Consider the following 20,271-nt stretch of genomic DNA (forward strand, 5'->3'; position numbering starts at 1 on the left):
GCCTGACTCATGGAATAGACGAAGACGCGGCGGCAGCATTGCGGTTGGGCAGCCATGCCGCCAGCAACTGCAACAGCAGGCACAGCACGATGAAACCCGCATTGGTCCAGGTGTAGGCCTGTGGCGCGAACGGCGACATCAGGCACACATAGCTCACGCGCAGAAAGATCAGCAGTCCGAACAGCGATACGGTCGGATACAGGCGCCGCACGCTCCAGGCCAGCAAGGCATACAGCAGAAGGATCGAACCCAATGCACCGGCCGGCCCCAAGGCCATCAGGAACGGCAGGAATTCCGTGCCGACATTGATATTGGAAGCATCCAGCGGGATGTCGGTGCCGGCGGTGGCCACCGATCCGGCCATCGGCAGCAGCTGGTTGATCAGAAACGTCGCGTTGACGTAGTGCTTGGCCAGGATCGCGCCGAAGTTGTAGGGACCGGCACTGATATACAGCAGCAGCCATTTCACGCCCTGCGGCGCGGCGCGGTACATGGCGCTGAATGGCAGGGTCACCGTATCCAGCGAGCCGGAGCGCAGCATGCCCAGCACCGAGAACGCGGTGGCTCCCAGCAGGCCCAGCACCAACATGCTTTTCCACGGCAGCGGGCGCGCCTCGTCGCGGCGCAGCACCAGCACCATGGCCAGCGAAAACAGCGAAGCGAAGATGCGGTTGCGATCGATCACCAGCACCGGAAAGGCCAGTCCCACCAGGATCAGGGCGTAGCGCAGCCAGCGGTTGCGCACGCATAGCAAGCCGATCACCGGCAGGGTCCAGCACATATCCGACACGTGCCGGATATGTTCGTGGCCGCCCTCCATGGTGGCGTAGGAGGAAGGGTCGCTGATCAGCGGAATCGGAAACAGCGCCAGGTCCAGCGCACAAAACAGCAGCACGCCGCCGGCATAGGCAAGCGCCACAAAGGATTCGCGTGTGCCCGCATAACCGCGCAGGCGAAAGCGGGCGAGCGGCGGCAGTCGTGTTCCCGCCCCAAGGTCGAACAGCAGAATGCCCAGCCCGGCTGCCGCCAGCAGCAGCACGCCCTGCAGGTAATCGCCCGGCAGATCGAAGCACAGCAAGGTCACGCCGCAGGCCAGCAGCAGCGGCAGCCCCAGATAGGCCGACGGCAGGCGCAGCAGCGTCATGCCTTTTCCAGGCGTGCGCTGGGCGACGGCAGCCGCAGCTTCGAGGTGGTGCGCAGCAGTGCGAACGCCAGCAAATGCAGGGCGACGCTGGCCGGACGCTTCTGCAAAAAGGCGATCTTGGCGCTGATGTAATGCGCCTGTGCGCGCAGCAAGCTGCGGCAGGGCTCGTCGAACAGGCTGGCACGGCGCAAGGCCACGTGCCGCGATTCGCTCAGATTGACGATACGCGTGGCCGCATGGCGGGTCTTGCTGACATTGTTGCCGTGCAGGCGATAGGCGCACACGCTGACATCGATAAAGCCCAATGCATCGCACGCCGCCAGGCGCAGGAAGAAATCCCAGTCGTCGATGCGCAGGCCCTCGGTCCAGCGGTCGGCCGTTTCCAGTGCGTCTTTGCGCAGCAAGGCCACGGGACCACCGATCGCCCATTGCGTGATGACGGCACGGCGGATGCCGTCGTCGCTGCGGTACAGGCGCTTGTCGGCGCCGTGCAGATCGCGCATGCCGCTCTCGTGCAGCTTCTTGCCGCTGCCGTCGACCACGATGGAATCGCCGATCACCGCGCGCTTGCGCGGGTGCGTAAGCAGATAGCGCACCTGCGCATCCAGGCCGCCTGGCAATAGATAGTCGTCGCTGGCGCCCAGGCGCAGGAATTCCCCGCGCGCACGCGCTGCCAGCTCGTTGAGGGTGGCGGCGATGCCGCGGTTTTCGCGGCGCACATATTCCACTCGGAGCATGTGGCCGTGGCGGGCGATCCAGGCTTCGATCTCATCGGCGGTGCGGTCGGTGGAACCGTCGTCGACGATCACGATTTCCTTGGCCGGATACGGGTCTTCCAGCACGCTGTCCAGGCTGCGGCGCACGAAGCGCTCGTGATTGAAAGCCGGGATCAGCACCGAGACCAGCGGCATCGATTCGCTCATGACGCCCCCAGGTAACGCCGCGCCACCACCACGTTGAAGGCGAAGTACAGCAGGTAATTGAGCGCAAACGCATACATCGCGCCGATCAGGCCGAACCAGGCGGTAAACACGTAGACCAGGGCCAGATAGCTCAGCGCGAACACGCACTCGGATACCACGAACAGCCGCGTCATCGCCTTGGCCAGCATCAGGTACGAGAGCATGAAGGATGCGATCTTGATCACGTCGCCGACCAGCTGCGGCGCATACAGCGCATAGGCGCCCGTAAAGTCGGCACTGAACAGCAGGCGGGTGATCCAGTCGCGCAGCAGGTAGACCGCAGCGGCCAGCACGATCACTGCCGGCATCAGATAACGGTAGGCATTGCGCAATTCGGCGCCCAGCGCATCGCGCGCGTGGGTGGCAGCCAGCTTGGGCAGATAGTAAATATTGATGGCGGTGGTCAGGAACAGCAGGTAGGCATCGGAGATCTTGCTCACCGCTTGCCAGTAGCCCACTTGCTCCCAGCCGTACTGCTGCGCCAGGTGATTGCGCACGGCGATATTGATCAGCGGCGGCAGCAGGGCCGAGGTCAGGCTCATCAGCGAGAACGCAGCCAGCTTGCGGCTCATCTCGCGGTCGAAGCGGATCCGCAGCATGCTGCGGCGGAAATACGCGCTGCGCCACCACACCGGCAGGCCTACCGCCAGCAGCAGCAACTGCCCCAGCACCAGCGCCAGCAGCGCACCGTACAGATGCAGCCAGCGCGACAGACCCAGCACCATCAGCACGCTCAGCGCCGAGCCCAGCACCTGGATCCAGGCCAGCCGGCGCACATCCATAAAGCCATTGATCACCGCCAGCATGTAGTTGGCCAGCGCAATGCCGAGCTGGGCGATCGCCAGCACGCGGATCAGGTTCACATAGCGGGCATCGCCGAGCAGCCATTGCGCCAGTTGCCCGCTCATCAGCAAGGCGGCCACGCCCATCAGGCAGGATGCGCACAGGGCGTACCACAACGCTGCCGACAACAGCCGCGCCAGCTTCTGCGCATCGTCGCGGTATTCGGCCACGTACTTCACCACGCCGGCACTGATGCCGCCGCCGGCCAGCACCGCCAGCAGCGACATCAGGCTCATGAACTGCCCCAGCCGGCCCACGCCTTCGGGGCCGGCGAACCACGCCACCAGCTTGATCACCACCAGGCCCGCCAGCAGCCGCGCGGCGGTGGCGATGCCCGAATAAAAGCCAGTGCGTACGAGGCTCATGCCGGCTCCGGGAAGCTCTGGCAGGCGTCGATCACCCGCTGCACGTCTTCATCGCGCATGGCCGGCCCAATCGGCAGGCTCAGCACTTCATCGTGCAATTGCTCGGTCAGCGGCAGCTGCAACCCGTGCAGCAACGGATAAGCCGCCTGCCGGTGTGGTGCGATCGGGTAGTGCACCTGGCTGTGCACACCTTGCGCCAGCAAATGTTGCTGCAGGGCGTCGCGCTGGCGGCAGCGCACCACGAACAGATGCCAGGCATGCCGCTCTTCCTGCGGTGTGGACGGCAGCTGGATCGCCGGGTGCCGGATGGCTGCGCGATAACGCAGTGCCACCTGGCGGCGGCGTGCGATCTCCTCGTCGAGATACGGCAGCTTCACGCGCAGCAGCGCTGCCTGCAGTTCGTCCAGCCGGGAATTGACGCCCTGGTATAGATGCCGGTATTTCACGTCGGAGCCGTAATTGCGCAGCACGGCAATGCGCGCCGCCAACACGCTGTCATCGGTGACGATCGCGCCGCCGTCGCCCAGCGCCCCGAGGTTCTTGGCCGGGAAGAAGCTGAAGCCGGCCGCATGCCCGAACGCGCCGGCCCGGCGCCCGTCGCGCATGGCGCCATGGGCCTGCGCGGCATCCTCGATCAGCAACAGGTTATGGCGCTGCGCCAGTTCGCTCAGCGCCGGCATGTCGGCGAGCTGCCCGTACAGATGCACCGCCATGATCGCACGCGTGCGCGGACCGACAGCCGCACTGACCCGCGCCGGATCGAGATTGAAGCTGACCGCGTCCGGTTCCACTGGCACCGGCACCAGGCGGTTCTCGCTGATCGCCAGCAAGCTGGCGATAAAGGTATTGCCCGGCACGATCACTTCGTCGCCGTCGTGCAGCGCGCCCAGCTCCTTGTACGCACGCAGGATCAGCGCCAACGCGTCCAGCCCATTGCCGACGCCGACGGCATGACGCACGCCGCAGTACTCGGCGAACTCCTGCTCGAATGCACTCACTTCCTGGCCCAGTACATACCAGCCCGAGTCGATCACCCGCGCCGCGGCCGCCTTCAGCTCATCGGCGTAGCGCGCATTGACGTCCTTGAGGCTGAGAAAGGGTACGTCCATCACAGCACCCACTCGTAGAAATCGTGCACTACCGCGCGTGCGCCAAAATGTTCTTTCTGCGTGATCAGGCCACCATTGAGTACCTGCCCTTCGCGCTCGGTGGAAATGCCGAAGGAGAAATACTGGCGATCGGCATACACCTGCTCGACCAGCTCGGCCAGCAACAGGTTGAGCGCGTTGTCCTGGCGTCCTTCTTCCGACGCAGCCAGATATTGCGTATGCACGGCATGGCCGAAGTCGTAGACCAGCACGCCGGCCAGCATCGCGTCCTCGCGCCGCGCTTCGTAGAGCACGATCTGCGCGGGGAAGCGCGACTGCAGCAGGTGCAGTTCTTCCAGGCTATGGGTCGGCGCCACGCCGTAGCGCTCGTCCAGCACCGACGACAGCAAGGCATGGAACGCCTGCAGATCGCCATTGGCGCGGATCTGCATGCCGGCGCGCCGCGCCTTGCCCACGGCACGCCGCCGTCCGTCGTTGAACGGCAGCGGTGCGCGCAGCGCCACCACCGACGACACATCGCGCCGCGTCAGCGTGGCGCCCAGCCGGTGCAAGGCGTACAGATCCTCTTCCGCCGGATAGCTATGAAAGACATGCGGCACGGCCTTATAGACCAGGCGCTGCATGCCGAGCGCGCGATAGTGTTGACCGATGCGCTCGAGCACTTCCAGCGTCCACTCGGTGCGCAGCGCGGGCGTACTGATCAGGCCGGCATAGGTAAGGCCGCCATGGCTGCTGGCCACGCCATCCTTGATGCTGGCCGGAAACACCGCCAGCAGCTCGCCGGCACGCTCGATCATCAGCGAGCCATCGACGAAGCGGTCCGCGTGATAGTCCATATAGCCGCGCCGGTGCAGCAGGTTGCCGTTGCGCGACTGCCGCACCAGTGCATCCCAGGCCAACGCGTCGGTCGGCGCATAAGGCTTAAGCGTGAACATGCACACCGCCTTCGGCCACGCCAAAACCGTCGCGCCCCATATCGTTGCCGTTGTAGAACATCAGCAGCCGCTCGTCGCGCGGAATCAGCGCCGGATAGCACAAGGTGCGCGAATCCCAACCGCTGTCGGAAAGCGCGAGGCCCAGCGCCTCGTCGCAGCGCTGCCAGTGGATGCCGTCCTCGCTCGACGCCATGCCGGGAAAATATTCGCCATTGAGATTGCCGCGCGTAAACAACATGAAGTAGCGGCCGTCCAGGCGATAAACGCGCGGCCGGCCGATGCGGTATTCGCTGCCGCGCGGCAGCAGGCAGACCTGGTCCTGGCGCGGAATGGCGTTGAGATCCGCCGTTTCCGCATAGCGGATGTGATAACGCGGATATGGCTGACCGCCGATATCTTCCCAGTCGTCGCCGACGGCGTACCACAGACGCCAGCGGCCGTTCTCATACATGGCCGAATGAATCGCCGCGATGGTGCTACGCCCCGGAGCACGATCGAGTATCGGCGTTTCCTGCACGCGCCGGAATTGTTCGCCGCCGTCGTCGGAAACCGCCAACCCGGAAAACGCCAGGAATTTGGCCCGCGCCACGCGCTGAAAGCCAACGTAGAACATGTGCAGTCCGCCCGGCCCCGGCACGATGTCGCCGAGGATCATGCCGTTGTCGTCGAAGCAGCCGCCGCGGCCCAGGCTCAGCACCGGCTCGGCGCTGACGCGCAGGATCTTTGTCGGATCGTCCGTTCGCACATCGACGTAACCGATGCGGCTGACCCCTTCCAGATCGCGAAAGCCGGCATAGACGCGAATGGTGCGCGCATCCAGCTGATAAGGCGTGGGCGTCAAGGCCGAATGACGCATCCAGCCGCCCACGCCATGCCGCGCGGGATCGAATACCAGCCCCCGTTTGCTCCAGGCGAACATGCGCGCTACAGCCTTACGTCATGACTGGAGCGATCGGGCAGCGCGTGTGCCGGCGCGCCCACATACACCTTGCCCGGTTCGGTATCGCGCACCACCAGTGCGCCGGAGCCGATCACGCAATCCTCAGCCACTTTCACGCCGTCGTTGAAGGCACTGTTGACGCCGACAAAACTGTGTTCGCCGATCTGGCAGTAGCCGGAAATCACCGCATGCGAGGCGACGAAGACATGATCGTGCACCACCGTGCGGTGCCCGACGTGATTGCCGCTCCACAGAATGCAGTTATTGCCGATGCGCACGAACGGCTGGATCACGTTGTTCTCGAAGATAAAGCTGTTTTCGCCCAGCTCCGCGTTGCGCCACACGAACGCGCGCGAACTCACATAGGTGGCGAACTGGTAGCCGCGGCGCTTGCCGTCCTGGTATAGCCGCGCCCGCAGCCGGTTGAGCTGGCTGGCCGGCACGGCGACAAACAGCTGTACCTCCGAAGGCGGGTAATACGCCTCCAGGTCTTCATAGGGCAGCACCGGCAACTCGGCCAACGTGGCGTGGGTGAGGTATTGGCGCTCGACGCTGAAGGCGACCACGTCGTAGTCGCTGTCGTGCCGAAAATATTCGCAGGCGATCTGCGCGAACTCGCCCGCGCCGACCAGGACTAGCGGCTTTGGCATGCGACCAGTTCCCCCTGATACACGCCGCCTTGCACTTCGCGCAGGAATTCGTCGTAGTCGGCGATGTAGTCGGCCGGGTCGTAGAACTGGTCGGCCAGCACCATCAGCACGCAGTCGTCGCTGAAGTTGTACAGCTCGCGCCACACCATGCGACCGAGCAGCAGGCCTTGCGAGGGATCGTCCAGCACCACCTCCACCGGGCCGCTGCCGTCGTCCAGCATGATGGTGACCGAACCGCGCACGCACACCGCCAGCTGGTTGAGATGGCGATGAGCATGCTGGCCGCGGTGCACTTCGCTCCGGGTCGCGAAAATGTAATACACGCGCCGGATTTCGAATGGCACGTTGCGATCTTTTTCCAGGGCGACGAGCATGCCGCGGTCGTCGCCATGCTGTTGCAGTTGGACGCGTTCGATTTGCATGGGCGTGGCCGCGCGGGTTTCCGGAGGAAGCACTGTTGCAACTGAGTGCCGGCCGGCTGGCGGAAGGTTGCGTCACAAAAAATCCGCCCCGCCGCACAACCTTTCCCGGAACAGCCGGCACTCAAGCGCAAAGGCTTGTTTTCGCTAGCAGCTCGGGGAAAGGATCGATGGCAGCGCCGCGCAAGATCATGTCCGAACACACGGAACGCCCGCCACAGGACAGCGGCGCTGCATTACCCCGCGCGGGCGGATCGCCCCACCCGCTGGATCAGGGTACGGTCGTGCGGCGTCCGCGCAGCATCATCGTGCTGCACTGGCTCACCGTGCTGTGCCTGTGCTGCGCGGCGGCGCTGATCCTCACCCGCGACGAGGTCTCCGGCCGCGCCCTGCGCCAATGGCTGCTGGAAGGGCACCGCCATTTCGGCCTGTTCGTGCTGATGCTGTTCGTGATCCGGGTGGTGACGCGCATTCGCGCCGGCAAGCTGCCGCAGCCCGGCCCGATGTCGCGGCTGCTGCACCTGACGGCAGTGCTTACCCATATCGCCATGTATGCCCTGCTGCTCGCCCTGCCCCTGCTGGGCTGGGCGCTGAGCAATGCGCAGGACAAGCCGGTGCATTTCTTCGGCCTCACCCTGCCCGCGCTGGTCGGCGCCGACGAAGACCTCGCCGACAGTTTGCAGGGCTGGCATGTGGATGCCGCCTGGGCCCTGCTCGCACTGGTGCTGCTGCATGTGGGCGCCGCGCTATGGCATCACTTCGTGCGCAGGGACGGTGTACTGCGCTCGATGCTGCCCGCGCGCTCACGCCCATGACCCGGCACCTGTCCCTTACCGCCATATCCGCTGCAAGCCAAGGAGATCGCATGTCCTCTGCTCTGAACCGACGCGCGCCGCGCCGGCCCAGAAACCCGTCGTGGTGGTATGGCCTGGCCGCGCTGCCGCTGTTCGCCAGCCATACCGCGCAGGCGGTGCCCGCGTATGCGCGCCAGACCGGCAATGCCTGCGCGGACTGCCATGCCGGCGCTTATGGCCCCGCACTGACGCCTTACGGCATGCGCTTCAAGGCCAATGGCTACACCGATACCGATGGCAACGGCTTCAAGATTCCGGCTGCCATGCAGATCACCGGCATGCGCTATGTGCCCAAGCAGGGGCAGAGCACTACCGACCTGAGCGAGGCGGATCTGTATCTGGCCGGGCGCGTCACCGATCAGATCGGCGGCTATGTGAAGGTGCAGTCGCTCAACAACGGCAGCGGCAAGTTCAGCACCCAGTTGAACGACATGGACCTGCGCTTTGCGGTGAAGGACGTAAAGCTCGGCGAGCAGAGCGCAACCATCGGTGTCACCGTCAACAACAATCCCGGCTTCGCCGATCCGGTGGGCGACCTGCCGGGCGCGACCGCCAACGGGCCGCCCACGGTGTCGGGCACCCTGCTCAACCCGTCCAGCTCCAACACGCTGGCGCATCGCGTGATCGGCGCCAGCGTGTACGCGCTGTACAACGAAAACTGGTACGGCGAACTGGGCACCTACAACGCGCTGCCCACCTCGATGCAGGATCACCTCGGCTACGGCATCTCCGGCGACCCGGGCAAGCTCAGCGATACCGGCTACGCACGCTTCATGTACATGCGCGATTTCAAGCGCCAGTTCTTTTCGGTGGGCGCAGTGGCGCTGACCACCAGGCGGCAGCTGCCGCGCATCGGTCCCACCGAGCAATTGACCGACCTGGGCTACGACTTCACCTACCAGTTCCTCGGCACCAAGGAAAACATCCTGCAGCTGGCCTATGTGAACATCCTGGAGCGCCGCCGCTATGCCACCACGCCCACCGGCGTGCTGCCCGGCCAGCTCGCACTCACCAATGGCGCCGTGCACGACCAGACCCTGACGCTCTCCTACACCTTCAAGCAGAGCTACGGCGTGGTGCTTGCGCATCTGGTCAGCACCGGCACGCATGACGTGGTGCGCTTCCAGCCGTACGGCGAACCGGATACCTCCAGCAACACCTTCACCGTGTTCTGGACGCCGTTTGGCAAGGACGATTCGCTGACCGCCATGGCCAACCTCAAGCTGGCTGCCACCTGGTTCCGCTTCAACAAGTTCAACGGCAGCAGCACCAATATTTTCGGCGTGGACCCGGCGTCCGGCGCAGTCGTTACCGATGCGAAGGATCTGGATGCCTTCCTGGTTTCCGCCAGCGTGGCGTTCTGAAAAAACAACATCGACAGGAGTGAAAGCGTGAGCAACTCGGTTTTACGGCGCCGGCTTGGGCGCATGGTGATGGCGGGCGTGTTTTCCAGCTGGGTGCTGGCCTCCCCTTTTGCGCACGCCGGCGACGCCAGCGCCGGTTCCGATGTCTTCAAGTCCGAATGCGCCGAATGTCATAGCGTGAAGGAAGGACGCAACAAGAAAGGCCCCAGCCTGTTCGGCATCGTCGGGCGTGCGGCCGGTACAGCGCCGGATTACGCGTACTCGGATGCGCTCAAGCAGGCGCACTGGAACTGGACCGCCGACAAGCTGCACTGGTACCTGTCGCAGCCGGCCAAGCAGGCCAATCCGGGCACCAAGATGAAGTACGACGGGCTCAGCGACAGCAAGCAATTGGAGGATCTCATCACTTATCTGAGCACGGTGCACTGATGACAGCCGCTTATGACGTTCCCCGGCCTTGAGGGATCGTCTATAAAAAGCGGCTGCCGGATGAAACCATCGGGCATGGTCAGTCGAAACATGAAGTGATGCCGCACAACAGCCCCCAACGAGGATGTCCGGGGACAGCAACGTCATGGTCCAGGCGCGGCCATGGCGCCGTTGGCGTGCGTGTCGCCTTGGTAGCCACCCTGCTGCTGGCCGGCCCGCTGCATGCGCAGACCGGCAATTTTGCCGGCACGGTGGCGCTCAGCTCCCAGCTGGTCGACCGCGGCATCGCGCTGACCCCGGTGACGCCGATCCTGCAGGGTGCGGTGAACTGGAGTTCGGCCGGCGGCTGGATGGCAGGCGTCTCGATCGGCACCCAGCTGCGCTCGCCCGACCGTAGCGAGGGCCTGGCCCAGCTCGGGCATTACTGGACGCTGTCCGACGACTGGCGCATGCAGGCCGACGCTACGTACTACGGCTATTCCGGCAATACCCGGGCCAGCGCCTACAACCGCGCCGAGGCCAGCGTGAACTGGATGTACCGGGATGTGCTGAGTTTCGGCCTGTCGGCGATCACCCTGACCGGCGGCGACGACCACCACCCGCGCGGCGCCGCCGACCTGGATTTCCACTGGCCGCTGCCCTGGCATCTGTCGCTTGCCGCCGGGGCCGGCATCACCCAGACCTTGGTCACCAGCCGCCCCCCGTGGCCCGGCGCGCATCATTATTATGACTACGGCTATGGCGGGGTGAGCTCATACTACGGCTATGGCCAGCTCGGCCTGATCTGGGCCTGGGGCCCCTGGCAGGTCGAGCTGCAGCGGATCGCCACCACCTCCAACATCGCCCGGCAGACCGGCAGCCTTGCCGCCGCCCCCTGGGTAGGCACGGTTTCCTGGTCGTTCTGACTCAAACGCAACCTTTCGGCGCCGATACGGCACTTAAGCGGTGAAGCCCTTTGGGTTAACTCCAAGCCTATGACCGACGCCGAACTCAACGCCGATAGCACCGACCGCCTGCTGCTCCAGCGCATGGCGGCCGGCGACCGCGCCGCGCTGGCCACCCTCTACCGCGGCTATCACGGGCGGCTGTGCCGCTTCCTGTCCCGCCTGACCCGGCGCGCCGACATCATCGAGGAAGTGATCAACGACTGCTTCTGGATCGCCTGGCAGAAAGCCGGCGATTTCCGCGGCGACTCGCGCGTTTCCACCTGGATCATGGGCATCGCCTACCGCTGCGGCCTGAAGGCGCTGCGGCAGCATGGCGACGAACCGGTCGAAGACAGCAACGTACCGGAAGAGCGCATTCCCACCGAAGATCCGAACGAAGACCGCGAACTGCGCGACTGGCTGGGCAAGGGGCTGGAGCGCCTGTCCGCCGACCAGCGCGTGGTGGTCGAACTGGTGTACGGCGCCGGCCACAATCTGGACGATGTCGCGGCCATCATGCAGTGCCCGGTAGGCACGGTGAAGGCGCGCCTGTTCCATGCCCGCGTCAAACTGCGCAACGTACTTCCCGCCTTGGCTGAAGGCTCATCTGCTTTTAAAGAGAACGCGCCATGACCACGCTTCCGACTTATTCCAGCCAGGATTGCCCGCGCGCATGGGATGCCATGCCCTGGGTGCTGCAAGACAGCGCCACCCCGGAGCAGCGCGAGTGGCTCGACCAGCACCTGGCCCATTGCGCGGCCTGCCGCGCCGAATTCGCGCAGCAGACCCGCCTGCACCGTGCGATGGCGCTGCCGGCGGATGTGCCGGTCGACGCCGAGGCCGGCTTGCAGCGCCTGCTCGGCCGGCTCGATACGCCGCAGCAGGAACCGCAACGCCTGCGCGTCGGCGGCTGGCTGACACGCGCACTAGCCGCCGCCGTGCTGCTGCAGGCGATCGGCATCGGCGCGATGGGCCTGAAGCTGTGGTCGGGCGGCAACACCGCGGCCTATCAAACGCTCAGCCAGGCCGCCGCACCGGTCGCGCCCGGCGCCATCCGCGTGGTGCCCGATACCAGCATGACCCTGGCCGACTGGAATGCACTGCTGCACTCGCTGCAGTTGCAGGTGGTGGGCGGCCCCAACGAAGTGGGCGCCTACACGGTCGCACCCGCCGCCTCCGCGCCGGCCACGCGCGATGCCCTGCAGCAATTGCGTGCCGCCCGCGGCGTGCGCCTGGCGGAGCCGGTGACCGACACCCCATGAAGCAGCGCGCTTTCGTTCTTGCTGCCGTTTTCGCTGTATGGGGCGCATGCCTGCACGTGTCCGCCGCAGCCGCGGCGGATCACACCGCCAACGCGGCGGCCGGCATGAACAGCCAGCGCGACATCGTGCTGGCGGTGGCCAACCCGATCGAACCACCCGCCACGCATGCCGGCTCCAGTCTGCTCGGCTACGCGCCCACCGGCTATTACGGTGCCGGGCAACGCGCGGTTTCCACGCTCAACGAACTGAAGCAAAGCTACGGCCTGCATGAAGTGGCCGGCTGGCCGATCAAGGCGCTGGGCGTGTATTGCGTAGTGCTGGAAACGCCACCGGGCATGGTGCGCGACGATGTGCTCAAGCAGCTGGCCAAGGACCGACGCGTGCAGCTCGCCCAGCCGCTGCAGGATTACGCGGTGTATGCAGATGCAACGCCCGCGCCCTCCACGCAGCAGTACAACGACCCGTACGTAAACCTGCAGCGTGGCTTCGTGGAAACCGATGCCGCCATGGCGCAGCGCATGAGCCAGGGCCAGGGCGTGCATATCGCGGTAGTGGATACCGGCGCCGACCTCACCCATCCTGACCTGCAGGGCCGCATCCACGATACCCACAACATGGTCGACGACGATGCCAGCGCCTTCGACCGCGATCATCACGGCACCGAAGTGGCCGGCGTGATCGCTGCCGACGCCGACAACCACAAAGGCATTGTCGGCATCGCACCCAAGGCGGTGCTCAGCGTGTACAAAGCATGCTGGTATGCACCCTCCTCCGGCGGTGCACATTGCAATTCCTTCACCCTGGCCAAGGCGCTGGCGGCGGTGATCGACACCGATGCACGCATCGTCAATTTGAGCCTGGGCGGACCTGCCGATCCGCTGCTCGACAAGCTGTTGGCGCAATTGCTCGAGCAGGGCCGCATCGTGGTCGCTGCGCTGCCGCCCGACGGCAGCCTGGGCGGCTTTCCCGATAACGCACCTGGCGTGATCGTGGTGCGCACCAGCGAAACCTCGACCGCCCCGCCGAATGTGGTGAGCGCACCCGGCAAGGACATCCTCACCACCCAACCCGGCGGCGGCTACGACTTCACCTCCGGCTCCTCGATGGCCGCTGCGCATGTCAGCGGCATTGCCGCGTTGTTGCTTGCGGTGGCGCCGAAGCTGGATGCGGCGAGCATGCGCGAGGTGCTGTTGCGCAATAGCAAGATGTCCGGCGGCATGTTGCAGGTGAATGCCGCGGCAGCGGTGGCGGCGTTGCGCGAAAAGCAAGCATCGCCCTGAGCAACCACTCGCCAGCGTAGGTTGGGCTACCCCGGACTTGATCCGGGGCTTACCCAACTATCTCCAACGAAGCGGCGAGCTATCGTTGGGTTACGCTGCGCTAACCCAACCTACGATTTGTCGCAGCGCATCGATAAATTTTGTAAAGCGCCGCCGCGGTTTCGTTAAACCCCCTTCTGCTATATGTCCCGGTGCATCGTCGCCAACCGGGGATTCCAGCGTGCGCCTGTCCAAGCCGATCATCGCCTTTGCACTATCCAGCTTTATCGCCGCTGCGGCCGCCGGCGCGAGCCCGCACTGGGTCGATACCTGGAGCGGCGTACCGGATTCGCCCGGCCCGTTGCTGAAGGCGCAAAGCGTGCGCGAATTCGCTCGCGTCAGCGTCGGCGGCGATAGCGTGCGCATTCGCCTGTCGAATCTGTTTGGCAGCGCACCACTCACCGTCGGCCCCGTGCACCTGGCCGTGCATGCCAGCGGCACCAGCATCGTGCCCGGTAGCGATCACACCCTGCTCTTCGACGGCAAGCCCACCATCACCATCGCCAAGGGCGACAGTGTGTGGAGCGATCCGTTGCCGATGACGGTACAGCCGCTGCAGGAGCTTGCGGTCAGTTTCTACGTACCACCCGGCAATGTGGACGGCCCCGCCACCGTGCATCGCAATGCCATCGCCACCAGCTATATCAATGAAACCGGAGACGCGACGGCCGCGGTGCAATTTCCCGCCGACGAAAACAGCGGCAGTCGCTTTCTGCTGACCGATATCGCCGTGAGCGGACCCGCCGCCAGGCAAACCGTGGTGACCTTCGGCGACTCCATCACCGAAGGCGTGGGTTCCAAGCAGGATGCCAACCAGCGCTGGCCCGACCAACTTGCTGCGCGCCTGCACGCCGATCCCAAGCTGGCCGCCATCGGCGTCGCCAATGCGGGCATCGGCGGCAACCGCATCCTGCATGACGATTTCGGCCCCAATGCCCTGTCACGTTTCGACCGCGATGCATTGGACAAACCCGGCGTGCACTGGATCCTGCTGCTGGAAGGCATCAACGATATCGGCGGTTCCGGCTGGGCCATCGCGGCCAAGGACAAGATCAGCGCACAGCAGATCATCGACGGCATGAAAACCCTGATCGCCCGCGCACATACCAGGCACATCAAGATCTACGGCGCCACGCTCACGCCATATGGCGGCAACGGCTGGCCGTATCACAGCGTGGCCGGCGAACAGGCGCGCGAAGCGGTGAACAGCTGGATCCGCAGCTCCGGCGCCTTCGACGGCGTGATCGATTTCGACCGCGCCATCCGCGATCCGGCGCACCCGCTGCAGATGCAGGCCGCCTACGACAGCGGCGATCACCTGCATCCCAATGGCGCCGGCTATCAGGCAATGGCGAATGCCATCGACTTGAAGCTGTTCACGCCGTGACGGCATGGCGGGGCGCGAACGCCCCGCCATGTATCGCTATTGCGCGTCCACACTGAACCACGTGGTGGACACCCAGCCGTTGCCGCGCACGATCTCGCAACCGGCCTCCACCACGTCCAGATACATGGCGCTGCTGAAGTTGGCGCGCCCATTGAGCACGTTGAAGAAGTGCATGATGTCGACATTGGCGCTGCCGCCGGTAGGCAGGCTGGCCGGTACGCTGCTGCGCTGAGGCAGGAAGGTGTAGACGTAATAGCCGGCAGCGGTATTGTCACCACCCCACAGATCGTAAGTGACGCCGTTCTCGGTGAGCACCCCCGTCGCCAACACCGTGCCGATCGGATAGGAATTGTTGCCGGCCCAGATCATCACTTCCAGCTCCGGCGTGGACTTCTGGCTGTCGTTGCGCAGGAACATGTCGTACGCAAAGTCGCCGGCCATATTGCTGCCGCCCGAGGCGTAGGAGAACGCTGCCGGAATGGTTTGCGTGGCGGAGATTTGTTTCGGGAACAACGTATCTCCGGTGGGATTCCAGCCGTAATGCCAGCCGCGGATGCTTGCGGGATAACCGTATAGGCTGTCGCTGGAAAAATTGAAGGAAGCGGTCCATTGCGGATACGCGCCACTGGACGGGCTCCAGGCGATGGCGCTGTTGTTGAAGTTATTGTCCCAGGCGAAATACGGCGAATACAGATTGTAATCGCCTGCGTGCGCGACAAACGCCGTCAGCAGGCATGCCGTGCCGGCGAGTGAAACAAGTGATTTCTTCATGCTGATTCCTTTCCCGTAAGTTTGGAAATGACGGCCGTAGATGGCCGCGCCAGACGGAGGCCGCAGCGGCCCTGGCGTGCGAAATCAACTTTTCTTGAAGCCATGCGACCCCGGCTTAGCCGGCATGCAATGCATGGCGGCGTAGCGGATATATCGATAAGTCAGGCGGTGATGTTCGTCAAATCAAAAACGCGGTATATGCGTTTGAACAGGTGATTTCGTAATGCGGGATTTTTTGTTTGGCAAAAAGCGTGAAGAAAACAACAAGAAAAAAAGACTCGCATGACAAGCTGCCATGCTTGCCGGCGGCGCACTATCTGTCGCTGGCCAAACCTTCACCCCATCACTCACCCTCTCGTCATTCCGGCCACTCACCCTCCCATCATCCCGGCTACTCACCCTCCGTCATCTCGGCCACTCACACTCCCATCATCCCGGCTACTCACCCTCCGTCATCCCGGCCACTCACCCTCCGTCATCCCGGCGAAGGCCGGGACCCAGTGACTGTGTGCAGTGAAAGACGCTGGGTCCCGGCCTTCGCCGGGATGACGGGAGGGATGACGGGAGGGATGACGGGAGGGAAGAGAGAGGGATGAGAGGGATGAGAGGAATGCGGGGGATGCGGGAAACGATTAAACAGTTGGATGCATCCACATAAAAAAAGCCGACCAGGCACGTCATGCCTGATCGGCGTCCGTCCAGGCAACGGCATCCGGGGAGGGATTGGATCGCTGCCTGCAACTCGAAAATTCAGTGCTCGGCTCAGTCCCGCTTGGCCCCCGACAGCACATCGATCCACACGGCGATTACCAGGATCGAACCCTTCACGATCAGCTGCCAGTAGTTGTCCACGTCCATCATCGACATGCCGTTGTCGAGACTGGTCATCACCAGCGCACCAATCAGCGCACCATGCACCGTGCCGGCGCCGCCGCGCATCGAGGTGCCGCCGATGAAACAGGCGGCGATTGCATCCAGTTCGCCATTGGTGCCGGCCGAAGGCGAACCTGCCGCCAGCCGCGCGGTATTGATGATGCCGGCAAACGCGCACATCAAACCCATCAGCGCAAACACCAGCATCTTCACGCCGCTGACGTTGATGCCGGACAGCCGGCTGGCTTCCACATTGCCACCCACCGCGTAGATATGCCGGCCCAGCACCGTCTGCGTACCGACATAGGTGAACACCGCCAGCAGCACGAGCAGCAACAGCACCGGCAGTGGCACGCCGCTGTAGCGATTGAGCATGCTGACGAATACCGCCAGCACGATACCGATGGCACCCAGCTTCAGTGCATCGCTCCACAGCGGCGCCTGCGTGATGGCCATGCCTGCGCGCCGCCGGCGTCGCAACAGCGTGGACAGCACCATCGTCGCAAATACCGCCGCAGCCAGCACACTCGATGGCACAGGTGGCAGATAGCCTTGCGCCAGATACACCAGGTCGGCCGGCACCGGCGCGATGGTGGCGCCGCGCGTAATGCCCTGCAGGATGCCGCGATATAGCAACATGCCGCCCAATCCGACAATGAAGGACGGCACCCGCAACTGCGTGACGACAAAGCCGTTCAAGCCGCCGGCCGCCAGGCCGAGCAGCAGCACCGCGGCGACCGCCGCCCAAGACGACCACGCCAGGTTGACGGTAAGCACGGCTGCCACGCCGCCGAGCAGGCCCAGCAGCGAGCCGACCGAAAGATCGATTTCGCCTGCAATGATCACGAACACCATGCCGCAGGCGAGCATGCCGGTGATCGAGGTCTGCCGCAGCAGGTTCGATACATTGCGCGAGGTGATGAAGGCGCCGTCGGTGGCAACATGGAAGAAGCCCCAGATCGCCGCCAGCGCCAGCAGCAGCGCCAGGATCTTGTACTGCACAAACAGCTTGCGCAAATCCTGCGCATGGATCGGCATGGGCTTGGCCGACGGCGATCTGGGCGATACAGCAACCATGTGCACAAACCTCCTAGGCAACCGCGCGACCACCGCCATCGATGGCGGCAGTCATGATCTGTTCCTGGGTGAGGCCGGCGTTGATGAAGTCGCCGCACAGGCGGCCCTCGCTCATCACCAGCACGCGATCGCTCACACCCAGAATTTCCGGCAACTCGGACGACACCATGATGATCGACACACCTTCGGCCGCCAGCTCGAAGATCAATCGATAGATATCCGCCTTGGCGCCCACGTCCACGCCGCGCGTGGGTTCATCCAGGATCAGCACCTTCGGCCGCGTCAGCAGCATGCGCGCAAACAGCGCCTTCTGCTGGTTGCCGCCGGACAGATGCACGATCGGCTGGAATGCATGCGCGGTCTTGACGCGCATCCTGGCGATCTGGTCTTCGGCCACACGGCATTCCTGCTCGTGCTGCACCTTCCCTGCCCGCGTGTAGTGACGCAGGGTGGCCAGGGTGATGTTTTTATCCACGCCCAGCAGGGGCACGATGCCGTGGCGCTTGCGATCCTCCGGCACCATCGCCATGCCGGCCTGGATCGCGTCGCGAGGCGAACGGATGCGCAGCGGGCGGCCATCCATCCACACTTCGCCCGCACTGCGGCCGGCGTAGGCGCCAAAAATTGCGCTGACCAATTCGGTGCGCCCTGCCCCGACCAACCCGGCCAAGCCCAGGATCTCGCCCCGGCGCAGCGCGAAGGAAACATCTTTCACCCGCTGGCGCGCTGGATTCAGCGCGTCCTGGCAGTTCATATGCTGCACCCGGAGCACCACCCCGCCGATCTCGCGCTCCACGCGCGGATACAGCGTTTCCAGCTGGCGCCCGACCATCAGCGCGATGATGCGCTGCTCGTCCAGCTCGCGCATCGGCTGGGTGGCCACATGCCGGCCGTCGCGAATTACACTGACCGTATCGCATACGCGCGCCACTTCATCGAGCTTGTGCGAGATGTAGATGCAGGCAATGCCGCGCTGTTTGAGCCGCTCGATGATCCCCAGCAGCACTTCGGTTTCTTTCATCGTCAGCGACGAGGTGGGCTCGTCGAAAATCAGCAGGCGTGCATCTTTGGCCAGTGCCTTGGCGATCTCGAATAGCTGCTGGTGGCCGCCGCCGTAATGCATTACCGGCAATGACAGATCCACGTCATCCAGTTGCAGTTCCTGCAGCAGCGCACGGGCGCGCGCATGCATCGCCTCGTAGTCCATGCGCCCGCCCGGCCGGGTCGGCTCGCTGCCGAGGAACAGGTTTTCCACCACCGACAAGCCCGGCACCAGCATCAGTTCCTGGTGGATGATCACGATGCCGGCGCGTTCGCTGTCGCGCACCGAGCGGGCTTGCAGCGCCTGCCCTTGCCAGAGGATCTCGCCTTCCCAGCTGCCGTGCGGATACACGCCCGACAATACCTTCATCAAGGTGGACTTGCCGGCGCCGTTCTCACCGCACAAACCCAGGCATTCACCGGGACGCACGCGCAGGTCGATGCCGTCCAGCGCGCGCACGCCGGCAAACGATTTGCCGATGCCAAGCATTTCGAACAGGTAATCGCTCATGGCGCGCCGTAGACCTGTGCATGGGTATAGAAGCCGTCCTTGATCACCACATCCACGTTCTGGCGGGTCAGCAGGATCGGCGACAGCAATATGCTGTTCACTGGCTTGCTGCCGTTATTTAGCGTGGTGTCGTAGGCGGGCGCTTGATCGCGCACCAGTTGCACCGACAGTTCCGCCGCGCGCGTGGCGAGCTGCCGGATCGGCTTGTACACCGTCATCGCCTGGGTGCCGTCGAGCACGCGGCGCACCGCAGCCAGGTCGGCATCCTGCCCCGACACCGGCACCTTGCCGGCCAGCTTCTGCGCGGCCAGCGCCTGGATCGCGCCACCGGCGGTGGCGTCGTTCGAGGCCACCACGCCCTGGACATGGTTGGCATTGGCGGTCAGCGCATCTTCGACAATGCGCAGCGCCTTGGACGCATCCCAGTCCGGCGTCCACTGCTGGCCCACGATCTTCACTGCGCCGCTGGCGACCGCCGGCTGCAGCACCTTCATCTGGCCGTCGCGGATGATCTTGGCATTGTTGTCGGTGGGCGAGCCGCCAAGCAGAAAGTAATTACCCTTCGGCGCGAGATTCAGCACACCCTGCGCCTGCAGTTCGCCGACACGTTCGTTGTCGAAGGTGATGTAGGCATCGACGTCGGCGTTGAGGATCAGGCGATCGTAGGACACTACCTTGATGCCGTTGCGCCGCGCTTCGGCCACTACGTTGCTCAGCACCTTGGAATTGAACGGCACGATCACCAGCACGTCGACCTGGCGCGCGATCAGGTTTTCCAGCTGCGCCACCTGGCGCTCTTCGCTGGCATCGGCCGATTGCACGTAGACCTTGGCGCCGAGGCGGTTGGCGGCGGCCACGAAGTAGTCGCGATCGTGCGCCCACCGTTCCAGGCGCAGGTCGTCGATGGAGAAACCGATTACGGGGTGTTCTTTGCTGGCGTGGGCGAGCGCGGCAAACAACAGCAATGCGACGAACAACAGCGCTTTGCTCCCTCTCCCCTTTGGGGAGAGGGCTGGGGTGAGGGGACGCACTGGCCGAAATCTTTCGCAAGAGTGGCCCCTCACCCCGACCCTCTCCCCAAAGGGGAGAG

The 20,271-nt window shown here is 64.5% G+C and carries 20 protein-coding genes; 8 read left to right on the forward strand and 12 right to left on the reverse strand.

Annotated features, from left to right (window positions below; translation table 11 throughout):
* Window positions 1-7: 7 nt before the first annotated feature.
* The 8 genes from IGX34_RS16090 to IGX34_RS16125 are packed head-to-tail and all read right to left on the reverse strand — an operon-like array spanning window position 8 to window position 7,370.
* A complete protein-coding gene (locus IGX34_RS16090; RefSeq protein ID WP_192556742.1) occupies window positions 8-1,144 on the reverse strand; it encodes a hypothetical protein in 1,137 nt (378 codons plus the stop codon).
* A complete protein-coding gene (locus tag IGX34_RS16095; protein ID WP_225737515.1) occupies window positions 1,141-2,067 on the reverse strand; it encodes a glycosyltransferase family 2 protein in 927 nt (308 codons plus the stop codon). The genes IGX34_RS16090 and IGX34_RS16095 overlap by 4 nt, the downstream gene beginning before the upstream one ends.
* The gene (locus IGX34_RS16100; RefSeq protein ID WP_192556743.1) at window positions 2,064-3,314 is read right to left on the reverse strand and encodes an O-antigen translocase; all 1,251 of its coding nucleotides are present in this window, start codon (window positions 3,312-3,314) and stop codon (window positions 2,064-2,066) included. The genes IGX34_RS16095 and IGX34_RS16100 overlap by 4 nt, the downstream gene beginning before the upstream one ends.
* Entirely contained in the window at window positions 3,311-4,423 is a 1,113-nt protein-coding gene (locus IGX34_RS16105) for a DegT/DnrJ/EryC1/StrS family aminotransferase (protein WP_192556744.1), read from the reverse strand. The genes IGX34_RS16100 and IGX34_RS16105 overlap by 4 nt, the downstream gene beginning before the upstream one ends.
* The gene (locus IGX34_RS16110) at window positions 4,423-5,358 is read right to left on the reverse strand and encodes a GNAT family N-acetyltransferase (protein WP_192556745.1); all 936 of its coding nucleotides are present in this window, start codon (window positions 5,356-5,358) and stop codon (window positions 4,423-4,425) included. Before IGX34_RS16110 ends, IGX34_RS16105 begins: the two co-directional genes overlap by 1 nt.
* Window positions 5,345-6,277 carry a hypothetical protein gene (locus IGX34_RS16115; RefSeq protein WP_192556746.1) on the reverse strand — a complete coding sequence of 311 codons (933 nt, stop codon included), beginning with the start codon at window positions 6,275-6,277 and terminating at the stop codon, window positions 5,345-5,347. Before IGX34_RS16115 ends, IGX34_RS16110 begins: the two co-directional genes overlap by 14 nt.
* A 5-nt stretch (window positions 6,278-6,282) precedes the next feature.
* Window positions 6,283-6,948: an acetyltransferase gene (locus tag IGX34_RS16120; protein ID WP_192556747.1), complete on the reverse strand. Its 666-nt coding sequence runs from the start codon at window positions 6,946-6,948 to the stop codon at window positions 6,283-6,285.
* A complete protein-coding gene (locus IGX34_RS16125) occupies window positions 6,933-7,370 on the reverse strand; it encodes a sugar 3,4-ketoisomerase (RefSeq protein ID WP_192556748.1) in 438 nt (145 codons plus the stop codon). Before IGX34_RS16125 ends, IGX34_RS16120 begins: the two co-directional genes overlap by 16 nt.
* A 299-nt stretch (window positions 7,371-7,669) precedes the next feature.
* Here IGX34_RS16125 and IGX34_RS16130 point away from each other — a divergent pair, with 299 nt between their 5' ends.
* From IGX34_RS16130 to IGX34_RS16165, 8 genes are all read left to right on the forward strand, one after another.
* Complete coding sequence (locus IGX34_RS16130) at window positions 7,670-8,182, forward strand: cytochrome b (RefSeq protein WP_425598802.1); 513 nt, start codon at window positions 7,670-7,672, stop codon at window positions 8,180-8,182.
* A gap of 50 nt (window positions 8,183-8,232) precedes the next feature.
* A complete protein-coding gene (locus IGX34_RS16135) occupies window positions 8,233-9,585 on the forward strand; it encodes a cytochrome C (RefSeq protein ID WP_192556749.1) in 1,353 nt (450 codons plus the stop codon).
* A 69-nt stretch (window positions 9,586-9,654) separates the two neighbouring features.
* Complete coding sequence (locus IGX34_RS16140; RefSeq protein WP_192556783.1) at window positions 9,655-10,014, forward strand: c-type cytochrome; 360 nt, start codon at window positions 9,655-9,657, stop codon at window positions 10,012-10,014.
* Between the two features lie 176 nt (window positions 10,015-10,190).
* Window positions 10,191-10,919, forward strand: coding sequence for a TorF family putative porin (locus IGX34_RS16145; protein ID WP_192556750.1), 729 nt, complete (start codon window positions 10,191-10,193; stop codon window positions 10,917-10,919).
* Between the two features lie 69 nt (window positions 10,920-10,988).
* The gene (locus tag IGX34_RS16150; protein WP_192556751.1) at window positions 10,989-11,573 is read left to right on the forward strand and encodes an RNA polymerase sigma factor; all 585 of its coding nucleotides are present in this window, start codon (window positions 10,989-10,991) and stop codon (window positions 11,571-11,573) included.
* Entirely contained in the window at window positions 11,570-12,202 is a 633-nt protein-coding gene (locus tag IGX34_RS16155; RefSeq protein ID WP_192556752.1) for a zf-HC2 domain-containing protein, read from the forward strand. Before IGX34_RS16150 ends, IGX34_RS16155 begins: the two co-directional genes overlap by 4 nt.
* Window positions 12,199-13,482: a S8 family serine peptidase gene (locus IGX34_RS16160; RefSeq protein ID WP_192556753.1), complete on the forward strand. Its 1,284-nt coding sequence runs from the start codon at window positions 12,199-12,201 to the stop codon at window positions 13,480-13,482. Before IGX34_RS16155 ends, IGX34_RS16160 begins: the two co-directional genes overlap by 4 nt.
* 220 nt (window positions 13,483-13,702) lie before the next feature.
* The gene (locus tag IGX34_RS16165; RefSeq protein WP_192556754.1) at window positions 13,703-14,908 is read left to right on the forward strand and encodes a GDSL-type esterase/lipase family protein; all 1,206 of its coding nucleotides are present in this window, start codon (window positions 13,703-13,705) and stop codon (window positions 14,906-14,908) included.
* Between the two features lie 36 nt (window positions 14,909-14,944).
* Here IGX34_RS16165 and IGX34_RS16170 read toward each other — a convergent pair whose 3' ends face one another.
* The 4 genes from IGX34_RS16170 to xylF all read right to left on the reverse strand — a co-directional run bounded on the left by IGX34_RS16170 (window position 14,945) and on the right by xylF (window position 20,158).
* On the reverse strand, window positions 14,945-15,679 hold the full coding sequence (locus IGX34_RS16170) for a GH12 family glycosyl hydrolase domain-containing protein (protein ID WP_192556755.1): 735 nt from the start codon (window positions 15,677-15,679) through the stop codon (window positions 14,945-14,947).
* 762 nt (window positions 15,680-16,441) lie between these two features.
* Entirely contained in the window at window positions 16,442-17,629 is a 1,188-nt protein-coding gene (locus tag IGX34_RS16175; protein WP_192556756.1) for a sugar ABC transporter permease, read from the reverse strand.
* A gap of 13 nt (window positions 17,630-17,642) precedes the next feature.
* Window positions 17,643-19,271, reverse strand: a complete 1,629-nt coding sequence (locus IGX34_RS16180) for a xylose ABC transporter ATP-binding protein (RefSeq protein WP_425598803.1) — start codon at window positions 19,269-19,271, stop codon at window positions 17,643-17,645.
* On the reverse strand, window positions 19,178-20,158 hold the full coding sequence (xylF, locus tag IGX34_RS16185) for a D-xylose ABC transporter substrate-binding protein (RefSeq protein WP_225737517.1): 981 nt from the start codon (window positions 20,156-20,158) through the stop codon (window positions 19,178-19,180). Before xylF ends, IGX34_RS16180 begins: the two co-directional genes overlap by 94 nt.
* Window positions 20,159-20,271: the final 113 nt, after the last annotated feature.

Origin of the sequence: Dyella acidiphila, assembly GCF_014863405.1 — a bacterium.
Lineage (GTDB): Bacteria > Pseudomonadota > Gammaproteobacteria > Xanthomonadales > Rhodanobacteraceae > Dyella_B > Dyella_B acidiphila.